This is a genomic window from Stackebrandtia albiflava (assembly GCF_007994225.1).
Classification (GTDB): Bacteria; Actinomycetota; Actinomycetes; order Mycobacteriales; family Micromonosporaceae; genus Stackebrandtia; species Stackebrandtia albiflava.
Genome location: NZ_VLLL01000013.1, coordinates 91,846 through 113,123, shown reverse-complemented (window position 1 = coordinate 113,123; position 21,278 = coordinate 91,846). Strand labels below are relative to the sequence as shown.

At 68.3% G+C, this 21,278-nt stretch carries 18 protein-coding genes; 6 read left to right on the top strand and 12 right to left on the bottom strand.

Annotation, left to right across the window (positions count from 1 at the left end):
• Positions 1-430: 430 nt before the first annotated feature.
• The 5 genes from pafA to dop form a co-directional block, all read right to left on the bottom strand.
• Positions 431-1,789, bottom strand: coding sequence for a Pup--protein ligase (pafA, locus tag LX16_RS26395; RefSeq protein ID WP_147144698.1), 1,359 nt, complete (start codon positions 1,787-1,789; stop codon positions 431-433).
• Positions 1,790-1,961: 172 nt separating this feature from the next.
• Complete coding sequence (prcA, locus tag LX16_RS26390; protein ID WP_147144697.1) at positions 1,962-2,798, bottom strand: proteasome subunit alpha; 837 nt, start codon at positions 2,796-2,798, stop codon at positions 1,962-1,964.
• Between the two features lie 50 nt (positions 2,799-2,848).
• Entirely contained in the window at positions 2,849-3,706 is an 858-nt protein-coding gene (prcB, locus tag LX16_RS26385; protein WP_147144696.1) for a proteasome subunit beta, read from the bottom strand.
• A 94-nt stretch (positions 3,707-3,800) separates the two neighbouring features.
• Positions 3,801-4,016: a ubiquitin-like protein Pup gene (locus LX16_RS26380; RefSeq protein WP_147144695.1), complete on the bottom strand. Its 216-nt coding sequence runs from the start codon at positions 4,014-4,016 to the stop codon at positions 3,801-3,803.
• Positions 4,017-4,265: 249 nt separating this feature from the next.
• Positions 4,266-5,786: a depupylase/deamidase Dop gene (gene dop / locus LX16_RS26375; RefSeq protein ID WP_147144694.1), complete on the bottom strand. Its 1,521-nt coding sequence runs from the start codon at positions 5,784-5,786 to the stop codon at positions 4,266-4,268.
• A gap of 149 nt (positions 5,787-5,935) precedes the next feature.
• Between dop and galE the strand changes: the two genes are divergently transcribed.
• Positions 5,936-6,901, top strand: coding sequence for a UDP-glucose 4-epimerase GalE (galE, locus tag LX16_RS26370; RefSeq protein ID WP_147144693.1), 966 nt, complete (start codon positions 5,936-5,938; stop codon positions 6,899-6,901).
• A gap of 70 nt (positions 6,902-6,971) precedes the next feature.
• Positions 6,972-7,316 (top strand): nucleotide pyrophosphohydrolase, encoded by a 345-nt coding sequence (locus LX16_RS26365; protein WP_147144692.1) that lies wholly within the window; start codon positions 6,972-6,974, stop codon positions 7,314-7,316.
• Here the strand turns inward: LX16_RS26365 and LX16_RS26360 are convergent.
• Both LX16_RS26360 and LX16_RS26355 read right to left on the bottom strand, forming a co-directional pair.
• Positions 7,313-7,816, bottom strand: a complete 504-nt coding sequence (locus tag LX16_RS26360) for a hypothetical protein (RefSeq protein WP_147144691.1) — start codon at positions 7,814-7,816, stop codon at positions 7,313-7,315. The two genes, LX16_RS26365 and LX16_RS26360, sit on opposite strands and share 4 nt — an antisense overlap.
• Before the next feature lie 46 nt (positions 7,817-7,862).
• Positions 7,863-11,750: a hypothetical protein gene (locus LX16_RS26355; RefSeq protein ID WP_147144690.1), complete on the bottom strand. Its 3,888-nt coding sequence runs from the start codon at positions 11,748-11,750 to the stop codon at positions 7,863-7,865.
• A gap of 166 nt (positions 11,751-11,916) precedes the next feature.
• Between LX16_RS26355 and LX16_RS26350 the strand changes: the two genes are divergently transcribed.
• From LX16_RS26350 to LX16_RS26340, 3 genes are all read left to right on the top strand, one after another.
• Positions 11,917-12,213: a hypothetical protein gene (locus LX16_RS26350; protein ID WP_147144689.1), complete on the top strand. Its 297-nt coding sequence runs from the start codon at positions 11,917-11,919 to the stop codon at positions 12,211-12,213.
• Positions 12,214-12,224: 11 nt separating this feature from the next.
• Positions 12,225-14,384: a hypothetical protein gene (locus tag LX16_RS26345; RefSeq protein WP_147144688.1), complete on the top strand. Its 2,160-nt coding sequence runs from the start codon at positions 12,225-12,227 to the stop codon at positions 14,382-14,384.
• An 84-nt stretch (positions 14,385-14,468) separates the two neighbouring features.
• The gene (locus LX16_RS26340; RefSeq protein ID WP_147144687.1) at positions 14,469-14,975 is read left to right on the top strand and encodes a helix-hairpin-helix domain-containing protein; all 507 of its coding nucleotides are present in this window, start codon (positions 14,469-14,471) and stop codon (positions 14,973-14,975) included.
• 83 nt (positions 14,976-15,058) lie between these two features.
• On the opposite strand, the gene LX16_RS26335 is transcribed toward LX16_RS26340, so the two are convergent.
• From LX16_RS26335 to LX16_RS26325, 3 genes are all read right to left on the bottom strand, one after another.
• Positions 15,059-15,931, bottom strand: coding sequence for a hypothetical protein (locus LX16_RS26335; RefSeq protein ID WP_147144686.1), 873 nt, complete (start codon positions 15,929-15,931; stop codon positions 15,059-15,061).
• Complete coding sequence (locus tag LX16_RS26330) at positions 15,928-16,785, bottom strand: ABC transporter ATP-binding protein (protein WP_147144685.1); 858 nt, start codon at positions 16,783-16,785, stop codon at positions 15,928-15,930. Before LX16_RS26330 ends, LX16_RS26335 begins: the two co-directional genes overlap by 4 nt.
• A gap of 407 nt (positions 16,786-17,192) precedes the next feature.
• Positions 17,193-17,597 (bottom strand): hypothetical protein, encoded by a 405-nt coding sequence (locus LX16_RS26325; RefSeq protein ID WP_147144684.1) that lies wholly within the window; start codon positions 17,595-17,597, stop codon positions 17,193-17,195.
• A gap of 139 nt (positions 17,598-17,736) precedes the next feature.
• On the opposite strand from LX16_RS26325, the gene LX16_RS26320 reads away from it, so the two are divergent.
• A complete protein-coding gene (locus LX16_RS26320; RefSeq protein ID WP_147144683.1) occupies positions 17,737-19,959 on the top strand; it encodes a DEAD/DEAH box helicase in 2,223 nt (740 codons plus the stop codon).
• Positions 19,960-19,986: 27 nt separating this feature from the next.
• Here the strand turns inward: LX16_RS26320 and LX16_RS26315 are convergent, their stop codons facing one another.
• Together LX16_RS26315 and LX16_RS26310 are read right to left on the bottom strand one after the other, a co-directional pair.
• Positions 19,987-20,646: a hypothetical protein gene (locus LX16_RS26315; protein ID WP_147144682.1), complete on the bottom strand. Its 660-nt coding sequence runs from the start codon at positions 20,644-20,646 to the stop codon at positions 19,987-19,989.
• Between the two features lie 226 nt (positions 20,647-20,872).
• A complete protein-coding gene (locus LX16_RS26310; protein WP_147144681.1) occupies positions 20,873-21,277 on the bottom strand; it encodes a hypothetical protein in 405 nt (134 codons plus the stop codon).
• Between the last annotated feature and the right edge of the window lies 1 nt (position 21,278).

Genomic DNA, 21,278 nt, shown 5'->3' with positions numbered 1-21,278 from the left:
CACGCCGCCGCGGTCGTCATCGGAGCAGAGGCCGGTGACGCCCGCGGCGGCGCCGGTTCAGGCCAGGATGATCAACAACGCCCACCCGACGACGATCGCGACCAACGCGGCCACCAGTACCCAGGTGGGAACGGTGTACTCGCCGCGCCGGTTGCGTTCGATCTCGTCGCGGATCTTCTGACGCCGCCGTTCGAGCCGGGTGGGTTTGCGCTTGGGTGCCGCGGTACCGGAGTCGCCGTCGTCGGTGGCGCCTTCGGGCGCGGGGGCGGCCGGGTCGGTGTCGGGGGTGTCGTCGCCGGACCGGCCGGTGTCGTCCTTGGAGGCGTCGTGGCTCACCAGGTCACTGTCTCACATCGTCCGGCGACACCCGGTGTGACTTCCCCCGACACGGGTGTGGCCGGCCCGTCTCCGGACCGGCCACCCGCGTGTGTCACATCGAGGCGATCAGCTTGTCGACGCGCTCGTCGCGCGACCGGAACGGATCCTTGCACAGCACGGTGCGTTGCGCCTGGTCGTTGAGCTTCAGGTGCACCCAGTCGACTGTGAAGTCGCGGCGCTTCTCCTGCGCCTTGCGGATGAACTCGCCGCGCAGCTTCGCGCGGGTGGTCTGCGGCGGCTTCTCCTTCGCCTCGAAGATCTCCACGTCGGAGACCACACGATCGACCGATCCCCGCCGCTCCAGGAGGTTGTACAGGCCACGGCCGCGCCTGACGTCGTGGTAGGCGAGGTCCAACTGCGCCACCCGCGACGACGACAGCGGCACGTCCCGCTTGGCGCGGTACCGCTCGATGAGCCGGTACTTGGTGACCCAGTCGATCTCGCGTTCTATCCGGTCCAGCGCGCCGTCCTCCACGGCCGTCAGCACCCTGGTCCACAGTTCCAGTACGCGCTTGGTGGTGGCGTCGGCGCCTCGCCGGTCGACGAAGTCCTGGGCCTTGGTCACGTACTCGTGCTGGATCTCGAGGGCGCTCATCTCCTTGCCGTTGGCGAGCCGCACCTTGGCGCGTCCGGTGATGTCGTGGGAGACCTCCCGGATCGCCCGGATCGGGTTCTCCAAAGTCAGGTCGCGCATCGCGACGCCCGTCTCGATCATCCGCAGCACGAGGTCGGCACTGCCGACCTTCAGCATCGTGGTGACCTCGTTCATGTTGGAGTCGCCGACGATGACGTGCAGCCGGCGGTACCGTTCGGCGTCGGCGTGCGGTTCGTCCCGGGTGTTGATGATGGGACGCGACCTGGTCGTGGCGCTGGAGACCCCCTCCCAGATGTGTTCGGCGCGTTGCGACAGGCAGTAGATCGCGCCACGCGGCGTCTGGAGGACCTTCCCCGCGCCGCAGATGAGCTGCCGGGTGACCAGGAACGGGATGAGGATGTCGGCCAGTCTGCCGAACTCGCCGTGCCGTGACACCAGGAAGTTCTCATGGCATCCGTAGGAGTTGCCCGCGGAGTCGGTGTTGTTCTTGAACAGGAAGATGTCTCCCGCGATGCCCTCGTCGTGCAACCGGCGCTCGGCGTCGATGAGCAGCCCCTCCAACACCCTCTCCCCGGCCCGGTCGTGCCGCACCAGGTCCGACACCGAGTCGCACTCCGGTGTCGCGTACTCGGGGTGCGAACCGACATCCAGGTAGAGCCGCGCTCCATTGCGGAGGAACACGTTGCTGGAACGCCCCCAACTCACCACCCGCCGGAACAGGTAACGCGCGACCTCGTCGGGCGACAACCTCCGCTGACCGCGAAACGTACAGGTGACCCCGAACTCGGTTTCCAGTCCAAATATCCGCCGATCCATGTCATGACACTACCGCCTGTGGCCGACAGTCGGGGGTGTCGAACCGGGCGAATCCGGCGTGGTGTCGCACGCCCGCACACGACGAACCCCCGAACCGATGCGGTCGCACGGCACCGATGGATCTTCTCCGGTGCCACTCGACCGCCGGTCCGGGGGCGGGAGTCCGAGCGCGTTACTCCTCTGTGGATTCCGGTGGTGTCTTCGGTTTGCGGGCCCGGGTGGTCTTCTTGGCCGGCGGCGGGTCCTGCGTGTTGCCGGTCGGTTCGTCGCGGGTGTCTGCGGTGGCGCCCGACGGCGCCTTGCCGCCGGTGTCCTCGGGCAACAGGGCCGCCAGCGCGGCACCCCGGATCCGGCGGAACGTCCTGCCCTCCCGGAACCTGTCCAACACCGCCACCTCGAGCCATTCGGCGCCGATGGTGCGCGGCTTGTCGCCCTCACCACCGACACTGCCCAGCGCGCGCAACGCCAGGTCGAACGCCTCCTGCAGACCGGCGTCGAACCGGTGCCCGTCCTTCAGGACGACGCCGACCCGGTCGGACTGACCGCCCATGACCAGGTAACCCGGCTCGTCGTTGATGGAACCGTCATAGGTCAACCGGTAGAGCTCGTCGTCCTCGGGCCTGGCGGCCACCCCGGCGACACAGATCTCCACCTCGAAGGGCTTGGTCTGCTCGGTGAAGATGGCGCCGAGCGTCTGGGCGTACGCCTTGGCGAGCGGCCGCGGCTTGACGTCACGGCGGTCGTACGCGTAACCCCGCAGGTCCGCCATACGCACCCCGGCGGCCCGCAGGTTCTCGAACTCGTTGTACCGGCCCACCGCGGCGAAACCGATCCGGTCGTAGAGCTCACTGATCTTGTGCAGCGTGGTCGACAGGTTCTCGGCCACGAACAGGACCCCGTCGGCGTAGCTGAGCACCACGGTGTTGCGGCCGCGCGAGATGTTCTTGCGCGCGAACTCCGAGCGGTCCCGCATGATCTGCTCGGGTGAGGTGTAGAACTGCATGGCCACGGCTAGCGACTCCGTTCAATCATCGGGCAACGTCTCCTCATGACGGGCGGTCAGCCGCCCGGGTTGTTCAGCCGGGACTCCACGACGGCGCGGGCGACCGTCTCGACGTCCTCGTCGGCGATGCGGCGGGTCCCCTCCGCGGTGGCCGTCATGACGATCGGGAACAGCCTCCGGCTCAGGTCCGGACCGCCGGTGGCGGTGTCGTCGTCGGCGGCGTCGTACAGGGCCTCCACGGCGAGCCGGATCGTCTCGTCGATCGAGAGGTTGGGCCGCAACCGCTTCTTGAGCGCCGCCTTGGCGAAGATGGAACCGGAGCCGATCGCGTCGTACTCGCGTTCCTCGTTCATGCTGCCGGCGACGTCGAAGCTGAAGATGCGTCCCGCCTCGGCCGGTTCGTCGGAGTCGAGGTCGAAACCGGCGAACAGCGGCACCACCGCGAGACCCTGCATCGCGATACCCAGGTTCCCCCGGATCATGTTGGCCAGCTTGTTGGCCTTGCCGTGCAGGCTCAGCGGCTCCCCGTCGAGCTTCTCGTGGTGTTCGAGCTCCACCTGGTACAACCGGATCAGTTCCAACCCGATGCCGGCGGTGCCGGCGATGCCGATCAACGAGTACGGGTCCGCCGCGTGGACCTTGCGGATGTCCCTACTGGAGATCATGTTCCCCTGGGTGGCCCTGCGGTCGCCGGCCATGACGACGCCGCCCTCGCAGCGGATGGCCACAATGGTGGTGCCGTGCGGCACCGCGTCGGTGTAGTCGCCGGGCGGCAGTGGCCGCCGTCCAGGCAGCAGCTCCGGTGCCGCCTGGGAGAGGAACTCGGTAAACGACGACGAGCCGATGGCGGTGTACGCCCCGGTCAGCCGTCCCGGAAAACTCAGGTCTCCGCTCACATGATCACCCTTCCACATCCCATGTCTTCAATGGGGCAACCCTAAACCCCGGACGGGATCGGCCCTCTTGGACCTGACGGACCTCACCCGGCCGGTAACACCCTGTGGACGGCTACTGGCCGCCCTTCTGCACGTAGGAACGTACGAAGTCGGAGCTGTTCTCCTCCAACACGCTGTCGATCTCGTCGAGCAGGTCGTCGACGTCCTCAGTGATCTCCTCGTGGCGGGCCGCGACCTCGGGATCGACGACCGCTTCGGTGGTCTCCTCGTCGGCCTGCTGCTTGGCGCGCTGTGACTGAGACTGCCCGCCGCTGTCCTTATCTGCCATCGTGCGTCATCCCTAACTGAAGCGTCGCTGTCGCGACGGTGCGATCCTGTGAGCTGTCATTAAACCCGCGCCCGGCGAGCGGTGCCGGGCGACGTCCTACCGCACGGGTGGCGACCCGAGGGGCTCCGACGGTCGCGACACCACGGCGCACCACCGGCCGCCGACGGTGGCCCCGGCAACCCGGAACCACCGTCTCCCGGGTCAAACGTTACCCCGTATACCCGACATTCCCTGCCACTGGGCAACCGGTCAATTGCCGCCGGTGATGATGTCGAGGAGGTCCTTGGCACTGGGGCACTGGTCGAACAACGCCCCGACGTGCTCCCTGGTGCCCTTCTCGGGTTCCATCATGGGGACCCGGACCAGTGATTCACGGCCGACGTCGAAGATGAGCGAGTCCCAGCTCGCCGCCACGACCTCGGAGGGGTACTTCGCCAGGCAGCGTCCCCGGAAGTACGCCCGCGTGTCGGTCGGGGGGTCGACCATGGCGTCGCGCACCTGCTCGGGTGTGAACATCGTCTTCATCGCGCCCTTGGCCACCAGGCGGTGGTAGAGGCCCTTGCCGGGCCGCACGTCGGAGTACTGGAGGTCCACCAGTTCCAGCTTCGAGGAGTCCCAGTCCAGGTTCTCGCGGTCGCGGTAGCCGTTCAGCAGACGCAGTTTGGCGACCCAGTCGAGTTCGGACGCGCACTCCATGGGGTCGCGGGCGAGCTTGTCGAGGACGCTCCCCCACAACGACAGGACCTCGGCGGTCTCGTCGTCGACGTCGTCGCCGTACCGGTCGGCCACGTAGGCGGCGGCCCGCTCGTGGAACGCCCGCTGGATGTCCAGTCCGGTCATGCGGCGACCGTCGCGCAGCCGCACCAGGTGCGACAGCGACGGGTCGTGGCTGATGGCCTTGAGCTCGTTCACCGGTTCGGCGATCGCCAGGTCGCCCTGCATCGCGCCGGCCTCGATCATGTGGAGGATCAGCGACGCGGTGCCGACCTTGAGGTACGTCGAGATCTCCGACAGGTTCGCGTCGCCGATGATGACGTGGAGCCGCCGGTACCGGTCGGCGTCGGCGTGCGGCTCGTCGCGGGTGTTGATGATCGGCCGTTTCAGCGTGGTCTCCAGGCCGACCTCGACCTCGAAGTAGTCGGCGCGCTGCGACAGTTGGAAGCCGGGCTTGGCGCCGTCCTGGCCGATGCCGACCCGACCCGCGCCGCACACCACCGGGCGGCTCACCAGGAACGGCGTGAAGTACTGGACGATGTCGGTGAACGGCGTCGACCGCGACATCAGGTAGTTCTCGTGGGCGCCGTAGCTGGCGCCCTTGTTGTCGGTGTTGTTCTTGTACAGGTTGATCGGGGGGCTCCCGGGCACCGAGGCGGCCCGGCGCGCCGCCTCCGCCATGACCACCTCGCCGGCCTTGTCCCACAGCACCACGTCACGCGGGTTGGTGACCTCGGGCGTCGAGTACTCCGGGTGCGCGTGGTCGACGTACAGGCGCGCGCCGTTGGTGAGTATGACGTTCGCCAGGCCGGAGTCCTCGTCGGCGAGGGACTCCGCCGGGTCGTAGAGGGCTCCGCTGTAGGTGAACCCCCGGGCGTCCCGGAGCGGGGACTCCTCCTCGTAGTCCCAGCGCGCCCGGCCCCCCTTGGTGAGTTCCGGGCGGGCGCCGTAGGCGTTGACGATCTGCGAAGAGCTGACCATCGGGTTGGCGCCCGGCTGGCCCGGCACCGACACGCCGTACTCGACTTCGGTGCCCATGATGCGACGAACGGTCATGTCTGTGAGCCTATCCGCCATCCACCCCCGACGCGGCGGCGCGGGACCAGAATCCCCGCGTAATCGGCGGGTTTCTTCCCGAAAGGCCGCCGCCGGGCGGGGTTGGGTACCGTTGCGTGGCATTCCCACATGACAGGAGACCCTCGACTATGGCATGGCTGGTGACGGGCGGCGCCGGATACATCGGTGCCCACGTGGTGCGCGGGCTGATCGCGGCGGGGCACTCGGTGGTGGTCTACGACGACCTGACCGCCGGTGAGGCCACCCGCGTACCCGACGGTGTGCCCCTGGTGGAGGGCTCCATCACCGACGGCGACCGGCTGGCAGAGGCGTTCCGCGACCACGACGTCACCGGCGTGGTCAACTTCGCCGCCCGCAAGTCGGTACCGGAGTCGGTGGCGCGGCCGCTGTGGTACTACCGGCAGAACGTCGGCGGCTTCACGACGCTGCTGGCCGCCATGGACGACGCGGGGGTGCGCCGCCTGGTGCACTCCTCCTCCGCGGCGGTGTACGGCGTCGCGCCGGGCCCGCTGCTGTCGGAGGACACCCCGGTGACCCCGGTCAGCCCGTACGGTCACACCAAGCTCATGGCCGAACAGATCCTCGCCGACACCGCCGAGTCGCTCAAGCTGTCGTACCTGGCGCTGCGGTACTTCAACCCGGTCGGCGCGGCGGAGCCGGTACTCGCCGAGGTGGGCGGCACGAACATCTTCGCCATCCTGTTCCGGGCGATCGACGCGGGAGAGGCGTTCACGGTCACCGGCGACGACTTCGACACCCGTGACGGCAGCGGGCTGCGCGACTACATCCACATCCTGGACCTGGCGGCGGCGCACGTGGCGGCGGTCGACCAGGTCACCGGCTCCATCCGGGGCGACGTGGTCAACGTCGGGACCGGGCGCGGCTACACCGTCTTCGAACTGCTCGACACGGTGCGACGGGTGACGGGCCTGCCCGTCCCCCACCGGGTGGTGGAACGCCGCCCCGGTGACCCCGACGGTGCGGCCGCCGCGGTCGACCGCGCGGAGAGCATCCTGAACTGGCGGGCGGAGCGGGACCTCACCGAGATGGTCGAGAGCGCCTGGCGGATGTGGCGCGCCCAGCAGGACGGCTGACCGGCACTCCGGACGCGACGTGCCGCCGGTCTCAGCGGCTGTTTGAAGACGGCCTCTAACATCCGGCGGCATGACGATTCGCAGCCTGGACGACCTCGGCGCGGTACTGCGCGAGTTCGCCGCCGAACGGGAGTGGGAACGATTCCACACCCCGAAGAACCTGGCCATGGCCCTGACGGGCGAAGCCGGTGAACTCCTCGCCGAGCTGCAGTGGCTCACCCCCGAGGAGTCGGAGTCGTTGACGCCGGCGCAGCGGGAACGGGTGACGGACGAGCTCGCCGACGTACTGAACTACCTGGTGCGGCTGGCCGACGTCCTCGACGTCGACCTGTTGGCGGCGGCGGACGCCAAGATCGCCCGCAACGCGGTGCGTTACCCGGTCGAGACGGCGCGGGGCAACGCCGAGAAACGTTAGCGGTCGGGCCCCAGACCGTGCCGGGCCAACGCCTCCGCGGTCACCTCGGCGCGGGAGCGCAGGGTCTCCACAACGTAACCCGCCCAGTGGTCGTCTCGTCCAGAGAGGAACCGGACATAACGCATTCCACAGTCGTACATGGCCGGTAGCAGTTCCCGCCGGGGGGCGTCCACGACCGGCGTGCCCTCACCGAACAGCCGGATCGTGTCCATCATGGGCACGAGGACGACGTGGGCGGTCTGATAGGCGCACCGGTACGCGTACGGCAGTTCCGGCGTGTCCAGGAGCCGCGTGACGGCCTCGAAGCACAGTCCCGACACGGCGGCCGACAACTCGTCCTCCACGACGAGTTCCGCCGCTCCGGTCGCGACCGTGAGAGCGCCGTCGACGTTCTCGAAGTCGACGTCCTCGTCGATCCGCGCGGAGGCGTCGCCGAGTTCCGCCTCCGGCAGTGATCGGGTGTCTCCGGGCAGGCTGAGCGCGAAGGTCACAGTGGTCATGTCGTTCCCCTGTCCGGGCCGGTGGTCGGTCGTGGCGCCATCCGGATCAGTCGCCCAGGATAGCGTGTATCGCCCGCATCACGGGCTTGGAGATGCTGGTGAACGACGCCTCGACCGGGAAGAACTGGCCGACACGGGGCGTCGCGCCACCCAACGAGCCGATCTGGGTGGCCCCCATCGAGGTGGGTACGGGCACCTGCTGGAACTGCGTTATCGGGCTCGGGATCAGACCGTTGCCGCGCAGGTGGTCCAATGCCTCACCGAGTGCGCGCATCACCTCCGACGGCGGGGTCCCGCGTGGCCACATCGTGGTGGACGGTTTGTTGACGCGGTTCTTTATCACCAGGAACTCCCAGGTGTGTTCGAGGAAGTGGGCGGTGCTCGCACCACCGGTGAATCCGTTCGCGGCGACCTGCGGCGGGGCCGCCGGAGTGGGCGGCGGCCGCCGCGCCGACAGGATCGTGACCCACTCCATGAGCTCGTCGAAGCGGGCACCGTTGCCGGCGGCCTGATCGAGCAGCTTCTGCGCCCGGGCGGACTGACCGGCGCCCCACTTGATGCCGATGGCCACCAGCAGTCGTTCCAGGTTGGCGGCGTGTCCGGCACCGCCCGCCTTGGTGAGGAAATCGATGAGCTGTGGCGCGGTGTCGCACACCTGCAGCAGGTTCTCCAGCCGGGCGCCGTGGTCGACCAGGGCCAGTAGTCGCCGCAGTTGCGCCACGTCGGTGATCTTGGCGTCGTTCACCAGGCGAAGCAGTTGCGCGGCGTCGGCGATCTTCGCGTCGGCCAGCAGGGACTCGAAGTCGGCGAGGGTCTGGATCTTCGGGTGGCCGAGGAGCCGTGCCAGTTCGCCCGCGCCGCCGACCTTCGCGTGTCCGAGGACGCGTTCCAACTCGACGATGTCGGTGATCTTCGGGTTGGCCAGCAGGGTGGCGATCTCACCGATGTCGCCGACCTTCGTGCCGGCCAGCAACCGTTCCAACGCCGCCACCGAGGTGACCTTCGCGTTGCCGAGTACGGCTTCCAGCGCCACGACCGATCCGATCTTGGCGTTCGAGACGAGCCTCAGCAGTGTGGCCGCGTCCCCGACCCTCGTCAGCAACCGCAGCAGTTGGTCGACGTCGTGGATCTTGTCGAGCAGGGCGACGACCCGGTCGACGTCACGGACCCTCTCCAGCAGTATCAACAGTTTCTCGACGTCGCGCACCCGTGCCAGCAGGAGGAACGCCCTGTCGAGGTCTCCGACGTAGACGATCAGTCGTACCGCCTTGCCGAGGCCGCCCACGGCGGCGACCAGGCGACGCATCCGTTCCAACTGCACGAACGCGCCGATGCGTCGCAGGACGCCGGTCCCGGCGAACGCGAGCGCCAGTTCCAGCAGCGCCTCACCGAACAGCCTGCCGCGTTCCCGCCAGCTCAGGCCGGGCGTGGCGAACATCCGGTACAACGCCCACGCGGCCGCGATGACCCCGGCGACCACGCCGATGACCAGGAGGACCTTTCCGGCGAACGCGAGCACCGTGCCGATCGCCGCGAGGACGAGTGCGCCCTTGATCACCAGGACGATCACGGCCACCACCAGCACCAGGACCACGACGCCGACGACGATCCAGAACAGCGGCGTCTTGATCGCCTCCCACAGTCCGGTCAGCATCCGCCACGCGGCCGAGGCGATACCCTCGAAGACGCCCACCACGAAGTCCCACAGGCCGTCCCAGAAACCGGCGTCCCGGGATTCGGCGGCGCCCTCGTCCAGAGAGGACTCCAACGAGTCCAGGGCCTCCCGCTCGCCCGACAGCGCCTCGTCGACCCGCCCGCCCAACAGGTCGCGGTTCTCGTCGAGTCGTTGCCGCCACCCCTGGTCCACCTCGGCGACACCGGAGGCGAGTTCCCGGTCGGCCTCCGGAGTGATCAGGCACATGGCCCGCTCACCGGATTCGGCCGCCGTGTCGAGTGCCCCGGTCGTGTCGGACTCGATAGTGGACAGTCCGGCGCCGGCCTCGTCCCCGAGCCGGGTGGCGGCGGTGACGACGTCCGACACCTGCCCGTCCAGCGCCGCCCGGGCGTCGGTCCCGGCGGTGTCCAGTCCGGCCACCACCCGGTCGGTGAAGCCGGTCAGGGCGGTCTCCTCCTCCGCCACGCCGGCGGCGATCTGTCCGGCGGCCTCGGTCACGAACGGCGGATACCAGGACCCCTCCGCGACCTGGGCGGCGGCGGTGTCGAGATCGGCGGTCACGGCGGTCGCGTGCCCCGTCACCCGGTCGCGGGCCTGGCGGGCGCCCCGGTCGAGCGCCGCGTGGACGGGTGCGATCGACTGCCGGAGCCGCTCGGCGACCGTGGCGCGCTGCCGGTGGAGCTCCCCGACGATCCGGGTGCCGTCGGCGTCGATGCGACCGATCGCCTCGGCCGCCCCCTCACGGAGGGCCGCCTTGGTCTCGTCGCGGCGGCGCAGTATCTCGGCGCGGGCGTCGTCGCGGGACCGGTCCATCTCGGTCGCCACGTCCGCGGCCTCCGAGTGGAACCGTCCCGCCAGGTCGGCCGCCTGGTCACGGAGTCCGGCGGCGACCTCCCGGCCGGTGGCGGTGAAACGGCCGGTGATCCGTCCCACCTCGGCGCGGATGCCGTCGACGATCTCGGCGCCGTTCTCGCCGTCGCGGTACTGGGCGATCTTGCGCCTGCCGATCGCCTGCGCCCCGGCGGCGTGTTCGGCGCTGCCGTCCACCGCGCGGCGCGCCTGGTCACGTCCGATCGTGGTGGCGTCGGTGGCGCGGTCGGCGGCGTTCCGTCGGACCTGGGTCTTGCGTCCGGTCACGGCGGCGGTCAAGGCGGCCAGTTCGGTGGCGGCGGTGGCGTCGACCTGCGCGAGCCGGTCCCGCAGCCGGGCCGACACCGCCGCCCTTCCGGTGGCGGCGTCACGCCGGACCCTGGCCACTGCGGCGTCGTGCGCCTCCTCGGCCCGGCCGACGGCGGCCGTCACGGCGGCGGTGAAGTCGGACTTGCGGGCGGTGGTCGCGGCGTCGATCCGGGCGCCCTCCCGCTGTGCGGCGGCGGCGAGGACGGCACGGTGGGCGGTGTGCGCGGTGGTGAAGGCGGCATAAGCGTCGTTGGCGGCTCCTCCGGCGCCACCGGTGTCGCCGGAGGTCGCGGCGGGTCGGTCGGCAGCGGTGCCCGGTTCGCCGGCTTGAGCGGTGTGAGCGTCGGCCGCGCCCGATCGGCCACCGACCGGGACGGTCTGTTCCGCGTCGGGAGGTGATGCGGCACGATCCTGCGCCGTGGCGGCCGGTTCGGTCTGCGGCGCCCCGGCTGCCGCCGGATGGTCGGGTGAGGCACCGGGCGCCCCGGCGGTGTCGCGCGGCGCGGCGGCCCCGCTTTCGCCGGGGTCTGGAACCGGTGTGGCCGACCGGGTTTCGCGCGGGGCAGCCGGCAAGTCGGCGGGCCGACTCTCCGATCCGTCCGGCTCCGCCGCGACGGTGGCCGGCGTCTCGGCCGTCCTCGGGCCGCGCGTGGATCCGGGCGCGGTCTCCGGCGGGGCCGTCGGGGTCCGCTCCGGCGCATCGGTGGTGACCGGGTCGTCGGTGTCGACGGGGACCCGCTGGAGCGGCACGGCGACACCCGGCCTCCGCCTGGCCACCGGTGGAGCGGCCGGGGAGGCGGGCGACGTCTGCTCCGGCGCCGTCTCCGGGACACCGAAGGGCGTGGGCACTTCAGCAGTCTCAGGCCGGCCGGAATCGGTGCGGGTCCGCTGCCCGGTCAGCCGGGCGGTGGCGGCGTTTCCGGCGCTGCGTTGCAGGGCGATGACGTTGCGGGCGGCCAACGGCGCGTGGAGCCGGGGAACGGCCTCGGTCTCGGGGGTGGTCCGCTGCTGATCGGCGGGCACGGGAACGGCCTTCGCGTTCGCCGCCTCGGCGGCCGTCGCCCTCGCCTGATCACTCACCCGCGACTCCCTGTCCGGCCGTCGACCGAATCATCGGTCTCAGTGGAGCGTTCTGGAAACGTTGCGGGGGAATCGATCCGGGCAGTCGAGTCTGCCCGCTGGGGCCGTTCCGCAGGGCGGGACCCTTGTGCAACGTTTCTGCAAACCGGCCGGGTTAGCGTCACGCATGGTCTACAACCGGGACGTGGCGGCCACGCCGGCGCAGATCCGGGCGTACGGCGCGAAGGCGACAGGCTTCGGAGAGGAGGTGAATCGCGTGATCGACCGGCAGAACGGTGAACTCGTCATCAAGGGAGCGCCCGGTCTCCAGGTCACCAAGGCGTTCACCGACCTGGCTCCCCGGTGGACCGATCGGGCGCGTGCCGCCGCGAGCACCGTCATCGAGGTGGGTCAGACCATCGTCAACGCCGCCGGGCACCACGCCGACCACGAAGCGAACGACGCCGGCAAGTACCGGGACTGACAGGCGGATCCATGGTCTCCTACGGCGAACTCAAGAACTTCCAGCGCTCCGCGCTCGCGACCGCGGCCGAAGCGGCCCGCAACACCGGAAGAGGGCTCGACCTGCAGGCCGACCTGATCCGGGACCACGCGCGGCAGCGCACCAAGTACTGGCCGGCGGGTGACGACGCCGTCGCCTCCGGAGGGACGCTCGCCGCCACCGCCGACCCGATCGAGGTGCAGGGCGAGAACTTCCGCCGCGCCGACCAGGTGCTCGATCAGTTGGCCGAGACCCTGGCCCGGGAGAAGTCGAACCTTCAGCACATGGTCGCGTGGGCGGAGGGCAACTGGCTCAAGGTCGCGGAGAACGCCGGACCGGGGGATGCCGGGTACTCGGTGTTCTGGGACGACGCGGCCCTGGACGCCAGTTTCAAGTCGGGGCCGTTCGGACCGGCACTCAGCGGACTCCCCAACCCCAACGATCCCAGGGTCTCCGATCCCCACCGGCCCGCGGAGGTCCGCGATCGCATCGACGCCATCCTGGAACGCGCGACCGACGCCGACCGGCTCGCCGCCACCGAGCTCTACACCGGAGGCGAGCCACGCGACGTACGGCTTCGGCCCGGGATCGTCGACGGCGACGTCCGCGACGGCGAGGAGGCCGCCGCCATACTCGCCAAGGCACACAAGGACAAGCTCGGCAAAGACGACATGCTGAGGCTCCAGGAGCTGCTGAAGGAGAACCAACACGACAACCAGTTCGCCGACACGCTCCTGACCAAGCTCGGTGCCCGCGGTTTCCTTCAGGCGTATGCGAACGTCGTTTTCCAGGATGGTGACGTGAATGTGCTACAACCCGCATCCTCGAACCTGTTGGCGCTTGGGACCGACCCCAAAAGCCGATACCCTCTCTCCGAAGCCTGGAAGAATGAGTTCACGGCAGCGCTGGGCGACAACATCGATATCAATGCGGGCATGGGCTTCAAGCATGGTTCCTCAATCGGGGCTCCACTTCTGGAGCACGGTGATTTCGATCCGATCTTCTTGGCTGATGCGGTCGGCGCGTTGTACAAGCCGGGAAGCCGCCATCACCGCGAAGAGGTCCTAGACGCGACGGTCGACAATTCCGTGTTCGAATCGGGGCTGCTCGCCCTACGCGACAACCCCGAAGCAGCCACCCGTTTCTTCAACACCGACCTCAACCGGATCGACCAGCTCGTCAAGTTGCTCAATACGGGTCCCGTCAGGTATGACGCCAACCTGCTCGGTGACGTCCTGCAGGCGGCAGACACCTCCATGACGCCCGGCTCGACCACGCCGACGTCGTCGCCGACCGATGAGACGGCCCGCGTCGCCGCTCGCCTGATCAAACTCGCAGTCGAGAACCCCGCCCGCTTCGAGAGTCCGACCGGCCGCGCGCGTGACATGCTCGACAACCTCGTTGAGATCACCAGCGTATACATGCGCGACCTCTACCACGTCGCGCTCGGACCCACCTCGTCCAAACCCTGGGCACCTCAGTTAGATGCGAACTCCCTCCGTCTCGAGGCGGCCAAGCATCCTGAGGGCCGCGCCCTTACTTCACAGGAGAGCCTCTACCAACTCTTGCAGATCATCGGTCACAACCCCGATTTGGCTGGCAGAATCGCAGCAGAGGCGGACAAGGTCGCCGGTGAGGTCGTCGGGAAGGCGGCGAAGCTCCACGGCGGCGATGAGATCCTTTTTGCATTCCAACCGCTGGGCCGGATATTCGGCGAGTTGACGTATGGAAATCTCGAAGCCGCTAGAGATGACGAGATCCGTGAGAGCAACGCGAAATACTGGTGGCGCGGGCCCATTTTCGAGACATTCAAGTTCGCAGGTGGGGCCATTCCAGGAATGGTTGGCGGTTACCTGTACGGCACAGGTATAGACATAGTGGATAAAGTTACCGAACCGGACCCGTCGGACGCCATCACGGCCGCTCAAACGAAACTCCACGATCAGTGGGAACAGCTGCTCAAAGCCGAGACGAATCCCGAGATCGGTCTACTCAAACCGATACCAGAAGCAGATCGCGCAAGGCTGTGGGGGAATGCGGTCACACTGTTCCTCGGCGAGTACAGGATGACGATAACCAACCGTGACGTGGAGGGCTACCAGACGATCAATCCGCCCAACCGGGATTCCGATGATCCACCACCCGCGGGGTGATACGGCTCGTTCATGTGAGGGCACACAGTGTCATCGTCCGACGGGTCTCGTCACCAGCGGCGACACCATGACAATATGGACGGTATGACGACTTCCGCTCAGCTCCGCAAGGCCGCGCAGACCGATCCCGAGGTTGTCGAGGACACCGCCGGAGGTGCCCGGACGTATTCGGTCGCCGGTGAGGAGTTCGCCTCGCTCGACGCCGAGGGTTTCGTGCACCTTCGGTTGCCGGCGTCCGAGGCGGAGGACATGACCGGCCGGCACGAGACCGCTCAACGGGTCGAACACGGCGTGCGCGTCCCGATCAAGGACATCAACGGCCAGGCCCTCAACTACTGGGTGAGGCGGGCGTGGTTGTCATGCGCGCCACCGGAGCGTGCCGCGCGGGCAATGGAGGCCGACCTGGCCGCCGCGGGTGGGGTCGGTGACCTGCCCAAGGCGATCGGCAAGCCCGCCACCCGGGCACTCGCCAACGCGGGCATCACCACCCTCGACCAGGTCGCCGCGTTGTCGGACGCCGAACTCAACGCCCTGCACGGTGTCGGCCCCAAGGCCGTGAAGATCCTCCGCGACGCACTCGCCACCCGCTGACGCGCCTCCGACGGCGACCGCGTGAATCCTCGGATGGCCGCCACGCGGTCCTCCGGTCCGACACCGCCGGGCAGATTCCCCGGTCAGTCGAGACGGCGGCGAAGGACGATGACTCCGCCGGCGAGGGCGGCACCACCCACGGCGGTGTACACCAGGGCTTCCTGTGCTTGGAGCGCGAAGTACGAGGACATCGAGGTGTAACTGATGCTGACCTCGGTGGGCATGACGCATGCGGTGCCGCATTCGTAGTACCGGCCGGTGACCTCGCGTCCCTCCTCGTCCAGGAAGCTGACCCCGCCGGTGGATCTGGCGGCGTGTGCGAACGCAGTCGCGGCCGGGTTCTCGGACGCCTCGGTGAAGGGCACTGTCACGGTCCGCGTGTCGATGTCGTATGACCGCATTCCTCCGACGACCAAGGCGATGACGACGTAGAGGAGCACGGTCAACGCCATCGCGGCGACGGTGTTCCTCAGTACGATTCCGAGCGCGGCGGCCAGACCGAACGCCATGAACCCGTACGCACCGAGGATGACGCCGTGGGTCTCGAAGCCCGGTGTGCTGAAGAAGCCGAACCCCCGAACCGGCAACCCGTCTCGTGCGTATGCCGACGTGACGCCGACGACGGCGAGAAGGGCGAGGAAGGGGACCGCCGCAACCGCGACCTTGGTCCAGACCCATCTGTGGATCGAGACCGACTGCGTGACCCCGAAAACGAACGTTCCCTGTTCGAACTCCCGGGCGAACAACGGCGCACCCGTGAATGTGCCGAGCAGCGGCGGCAGCATCAGCATGAAGACACTGACGTACGCGTAGTCGACGGCGAGCGTTTCGGTCAGGGCCTCGGGCACCGTCGCCGGCCACAACCAGATCAGTCCCGAGATCACGAGAAGCGGGCCGAGGATCATCGCGGAGACGATGAGCGACAGGCGTTGTTGACGGAATGCGAGCCAGGTCACGACGACACCGCCCTCACATACGTCCCGTGCGGTGGCGGTGCCATTCGGCTCAACACCAGTTCCTCCAGAGTCGGGGCTCGCCATTCCGTCTCCGGGCTCGCCGGCGCGGCTTCGACGACCGGCGACACGGTCGACCCGGCCGCCCCGTCGAGGTCGGGTTCACGTCGGACCCGATGGGCGCCGAGGAGTTCCTCGACCGGGCCGTCCAACACGAGCCGACCCGACACCAGACAGAGCAGGTAATCGCACATGCCTTGCAGGTCGGCAACGATGTGAGAACTCATCAATACGGTCGTTCCCTGGTTCCGAACCTCGTCGAGGAGCGCGTGCGACACCTCGCGCCTGGCGAACGGATCGAGTTCCGCCAGCGGTTCGTCCAGGAGCAGCACGGCCGGTCGCCGCCCCAGCGCCATCGCTATCGCGAGCCGACTACGTTGCCCGCCGGACAATGTCGACACCTTGGCCTTCGGGGTGAGCCCGGCCTGCTCCACGAGCCGGCGTGCGTATTCCGCGTCCCATCGATCGTTGAGCTTGTGACCGGCCTTCAGCATCTCCTCGACCGTGAACGACCGGTACAACGGTTTCCGCTGCGCCAGATAGGAGACGTCGGGGTGTATGCCCGAGAACGACCGTGACGATGTACCCAGCACGCGAATCTCTCCACCCGTGGGCCGTCGTATTCCCGCGATCAGGTCCATGAGTGTGCTCTTCCCGGCGCCGTTCGGACCCGCCAAAGCAGCGATCCGGCCGCTCGGGAGACTGAAGCTGCACTCCGAGAGTGCGTGCACCCGCCGGTAACGCTTGTCGAGCGCGATGGTCTCCAACGCGGCGACGTCCGAGTCTGGTACCGGCATTGTTCTCCTCCCGTTGCTGTGCACCGTGAGCCGGGTCGAGCCGCCCGGCCTGACGACCGAGGCGCCTTCGCCGTCGTGCGTGTCGGCCGATTCGCCCCTCGAAGTGTGGACCCGCACCGAGCCCGCGGCAGTCACATGTCGCTATCGCCGAATCGGCCACGGATGTGCGGTCGAAGCCGGCGCTCACCCGTCGACGACCGTCGGTTGAGGGTAACTCACTCTCGGCGCTGCGTGCACAGTGGTCGTTTGTGCGGCAATGCTAGAACCCAAGGGCAACAGTCGGTGTCGCGGGGAATCGGCTCGCGTGCCGTTCAAGGGACTGTGATGAGCCGCCTCGGTCGATTCGACGCGGGTGAATCGTCGCGACCGATCGATCATCGTCGTGGGTGCCAGGCATCGGCGGTCGGTCAACGGTCGGCGATGAGGAGCCGGCCCTCGTCGATGGCGTCGTCGTCGACGGTGACGGTGGCCGAGCCCGTCGGCGTGACCAGCAGCCACTCGCCCAACACGTCGCTCCCGCCGTCGGTGAGGGCACGCGTGTCGGCGGCACGGCAGAGTCGCGCCGCCAGCTCGGTCTGCGGAATACCGCCGACCCGTTCGGGGAAGCTCTTACCCGCGCCGAACTCGATGCTGAACCCGGGTTCGTCACGGACGAAGACGACGACATGCGGGTCGGGGCCGGGGTGCGGCCCGAGGCCGTCGGGCGGCCCGACGTAGATCAGCTCGGGATCGATTCCCGATACCTCGACCACCGCGGCGACCAGCTTCGCGACGTCGGTCTCCGCCGCGAAGTACAACCCGAAGTAGCCCACCCCCGCGATGCTAGTCAGACCATGCGACCCTGTCCGGAATCCACAGCCGTTCCCCGATCTGCGACCGGCCTTCGGGCACCCAGGCGGACCGTGTTGTCGGGCATACTGGTGAAAACCCTTTGGACAGACGCGGGACAGGATGACAGCGGAACCATCTCGGGCCGGCAAGAAGGTCGGCGAACCGGCCCGGGCGGTCATTCATCGCGCCGAGGCCGTTCAGCGGGCGGGACAACGGCTCGCCACGCAGGCGGAAGAACTGGTCAGGTCGATCCAGATCCAGGTCGGTGTGTTCAACCACGAGCAGGCCGGCATGCGACTGTCCCAGATGCCGGTCACCGATCTCCGCAAGGCCGTGCCGAAGGGCATGCGTCTGGGCAGCCTGGAGCAGGCGGGTTACGACACCGTGGCAAAGGTCCACGCGGCTCCCTACCAGGCTCTCGCGGCTCTGCCCGGAATCGGACCGCAGACCGTATACGCGGTCAAGGAAGCCGCCGCCGCCGCGGTACGGCAGGTCCGGTCGGACAGCCGGTTCCGGTTCGAACCGGATCGCCGGGATCCGCGAGAGCGTCGCCTGCTGGCGACGATCGCCGCCGAACGCAGTGCCCAGGCGGCCGTTCACGCGCTCGGCGACCCGCTCCGCCGATACGACGAACGGATCGGCCCGCACCTGCCGGGGGCACGCAAAGCCGCCAGCCGGTGGCGCATGTTCTGGTCCGGCCGCAGAGGCAAGGCCACGGCGATCGACGCCGTGGAACAACTGACCTCGGTCGTCGACGGTGTCGAGAGCCGGTCACTGGCCCAGAGCCTCAAAGACGCCACCGAGCGCGCCGACCCCGACTTCCACGACACCGACGAGCTGTGGCACCACTACGAGCGTGAGGCGGCCGCGTTCAACACCGCCTTGGGACGGATCACCGGCACCGACGCGGCGGACGCGGACGGTCTCGAGGACTTCATCGGTGCGGAACTACGACAGCGGATCGAGGCGACGCCGTTCGACGCGAGTCTGCTCAAGTCGACTCTGCGCATGTACCAACTGTTCGGCGCGAAGTACACCATCCATCAGGAACGGGTGATCCTGGGAGACGAGATGGGCCTGGGCAAGACGATCCAGGCGCTCGCGGTGTGCGCCCACCTGGCGGCGAAGGGGCAACAGCGTTTCCTGGTGGTGTGCCCGGCCAGCGTGCAGGCCAACTGGGTGGCCGAGACCGCCCGGCACACCCACCTGAGGTCGTTCAACCTTCACGGGCGCGAACGCGAACAGCAGGGGCGGCAGTGGATGCGCCGAGGTGGCGTCGCGGTCACGACCTTCAACACCCTCGACCGGCTCGACTTCCTCAAACGCCACCCCGATCTCGAACCCGCGCTGCTCATCGTCGACGAGGCGCACTACATCAAGAACCCCAAGGCCAAACGGTCCATGGCGGTGGCGGCGCTCAACGAACGGGCGCAACGCACCATGTTCCTCACCGGTACGCCCATGGAGAATCGTGTCGAAGAGTTCCGGAACCTGGTGCATCACCTGAATCCGCGCCTGTCCGGCCGTCTCGACATCGAGGACTCCGTTTTCAGTGCCGCGGCGTTCCGGCGCGCGGTGGCCCCGGTCTACCTCCGCCGGAACCAGGAGGACGTCCTCACCGAGCTACCGGAGAAGATCGAGGTCGAGGACTGGGTGCAGTTCAACGACACCGACCACCGGTCCTACCGCGACGCGGTGATCGGTCGCAATCTCATGGGAATGCGACGCACCGCCTCGGCCGTCCGGGGTTCGGCGAAACTGGACCGACTCGTCGAACTGGTGGAGCAGGCCCATCTGGAGGACCACAAGGTGGTGGTGTTCTCCAACTTCCTGGACGTGCTCGCCGCCGTCCGCGAACGACTGGGCTCGCGAGTCAGCGGCGAGATCACCGGCAAGGTGACGTCCGACGCCCGACAGAAGGTCATCGACGACTTCACGTCTTTCCGGGGACCGACCACTCTGGTGGCGCAGATCGAGGCCGGCGGCGTAGGTCTCAACATCCAGGCGGCTTCCGTGGTGATCCTCGCGGAGCCACAGTTGAAGCCGAGTACGGAACAACAGGCCATCGCGCGGGCACACCGGATGGGTCAGGTGCGGGTCGTGCAGGTCCACCGGCTCTTGGCGAAGGAGAGCGTCGACGAGCGGATCCGCGAGATCCAGGCGAACAAGGAGCTGCTGTTCGAGCACTTCGCACGTCGGAGCGACGCCAAGGACTCCGACGGAATGGCCACCGCACTCGGCGATGCCCGCCCGACCCCGCTGGACGACACCTCCATTCCGGAACATGAGCGAGTCATCGTCGCCGAACGGATCCGACTGGGTGTAGAAGAATCCCGTTCATAGCCGGACGACCTCACCGTCTGCTGCCCGTCAGTGTCGCCAGCCCTTGGTGGTCACCTGAGTGCCGATGAACCATCGGAGGCGGCGGGCGACCTCGTGTCCGGCGGAGTGGGGTGAATCCGCCGCCACCCGCGCGATCGCCTCCAACACCTGGTCGGGTTGCCGGCCGGCCATCGAGCGGTACCCGCGCCTCCGGGAACGCCACGAGGTGTGGACGATGAGGACGCGAACCGGATGGCCGTCGTACCCGGTGGCGCCCAGTACGTGCTGATCCGCCGGTACCGAGTGCGTACCGGCGACTTCCTCGAGCCTGAGGTCGGGCGCGTGCAGCGGCAGCGACCGGCGCGTGCCGTCGGCGAACTCGACGTCGATGTGGTCCGCCATGAGCCGCTCGACACCGCGCCGGGGTTCACCTTCCCGGCGGGCCCGTCTCACCGTGCCGATGGTGAACCACAGGCAGAGACCGATGACCAACGCCGGACAGGTCGCTGCGAGAACACCCAGCCACACCTGCATACCGACGGTGTGGACCAACAGGTAGGGAACCGCCAGGATCATGGGGACGCCCAACAGGACCAGGAACACGGCCGCCAGTATCCCCTTCGCCCGCCGCGCCATGGACTCGTCGTGAATGTCGGCGAGCCGGGCAAGCGGCACACCGCCGGGAGCGTTGTACGGTCCCCGATGCATCTGGCTCCTCCCGCTGGTCCGTTGGTCGCGGGCAACTGTAACCGTGCCCCACACCGCCGAACGCCATACGTGGAACCCGCCGGACCACTCCCCTTGGCCGGTTGGCCACACGACGCGCTTGGTTGGGCACACGACGGCCAAAAACGGACATCAGGGCTTATTCGGGGCCTGTCGATCGTCGTACGGCCAACCAAGCCGCATCGAGGGGGCTGCCGTGGTGCCGGTCTCACACCCAGGTCTGCGCAAGCGCCTCGGCTTCGGTCAGGTATTCGTCGAGACGTTCGCGGACCTGTGGCGTCTGGTCGACGACCTTGCGGATGGAGTAGAGCTGTATGCGCTGTAGTTCCTCCGCCGGGATCTCGGCGAACAACTCCTCCTCCCCCATCATCGCGCGGAGCACTAGTTCCACAGTGGTGGCCGTGACGGCGGGTTCGGCGTCCCGATAGTCGTAGGCCATCTCGGCGGAGAATGTCCGCACCGCCTCAAGACTCTGATCGGACTCGAACCGCACACCCATTACGGTCGCGAAGGTGGCGATGACGAAGATGTTGTACGACTCTCGGCCGGACTCGTCGAGTTCTTCATACAACTGATTCGCACGCGCCGATTCTCCGAGGGCCGCACTCTTCATG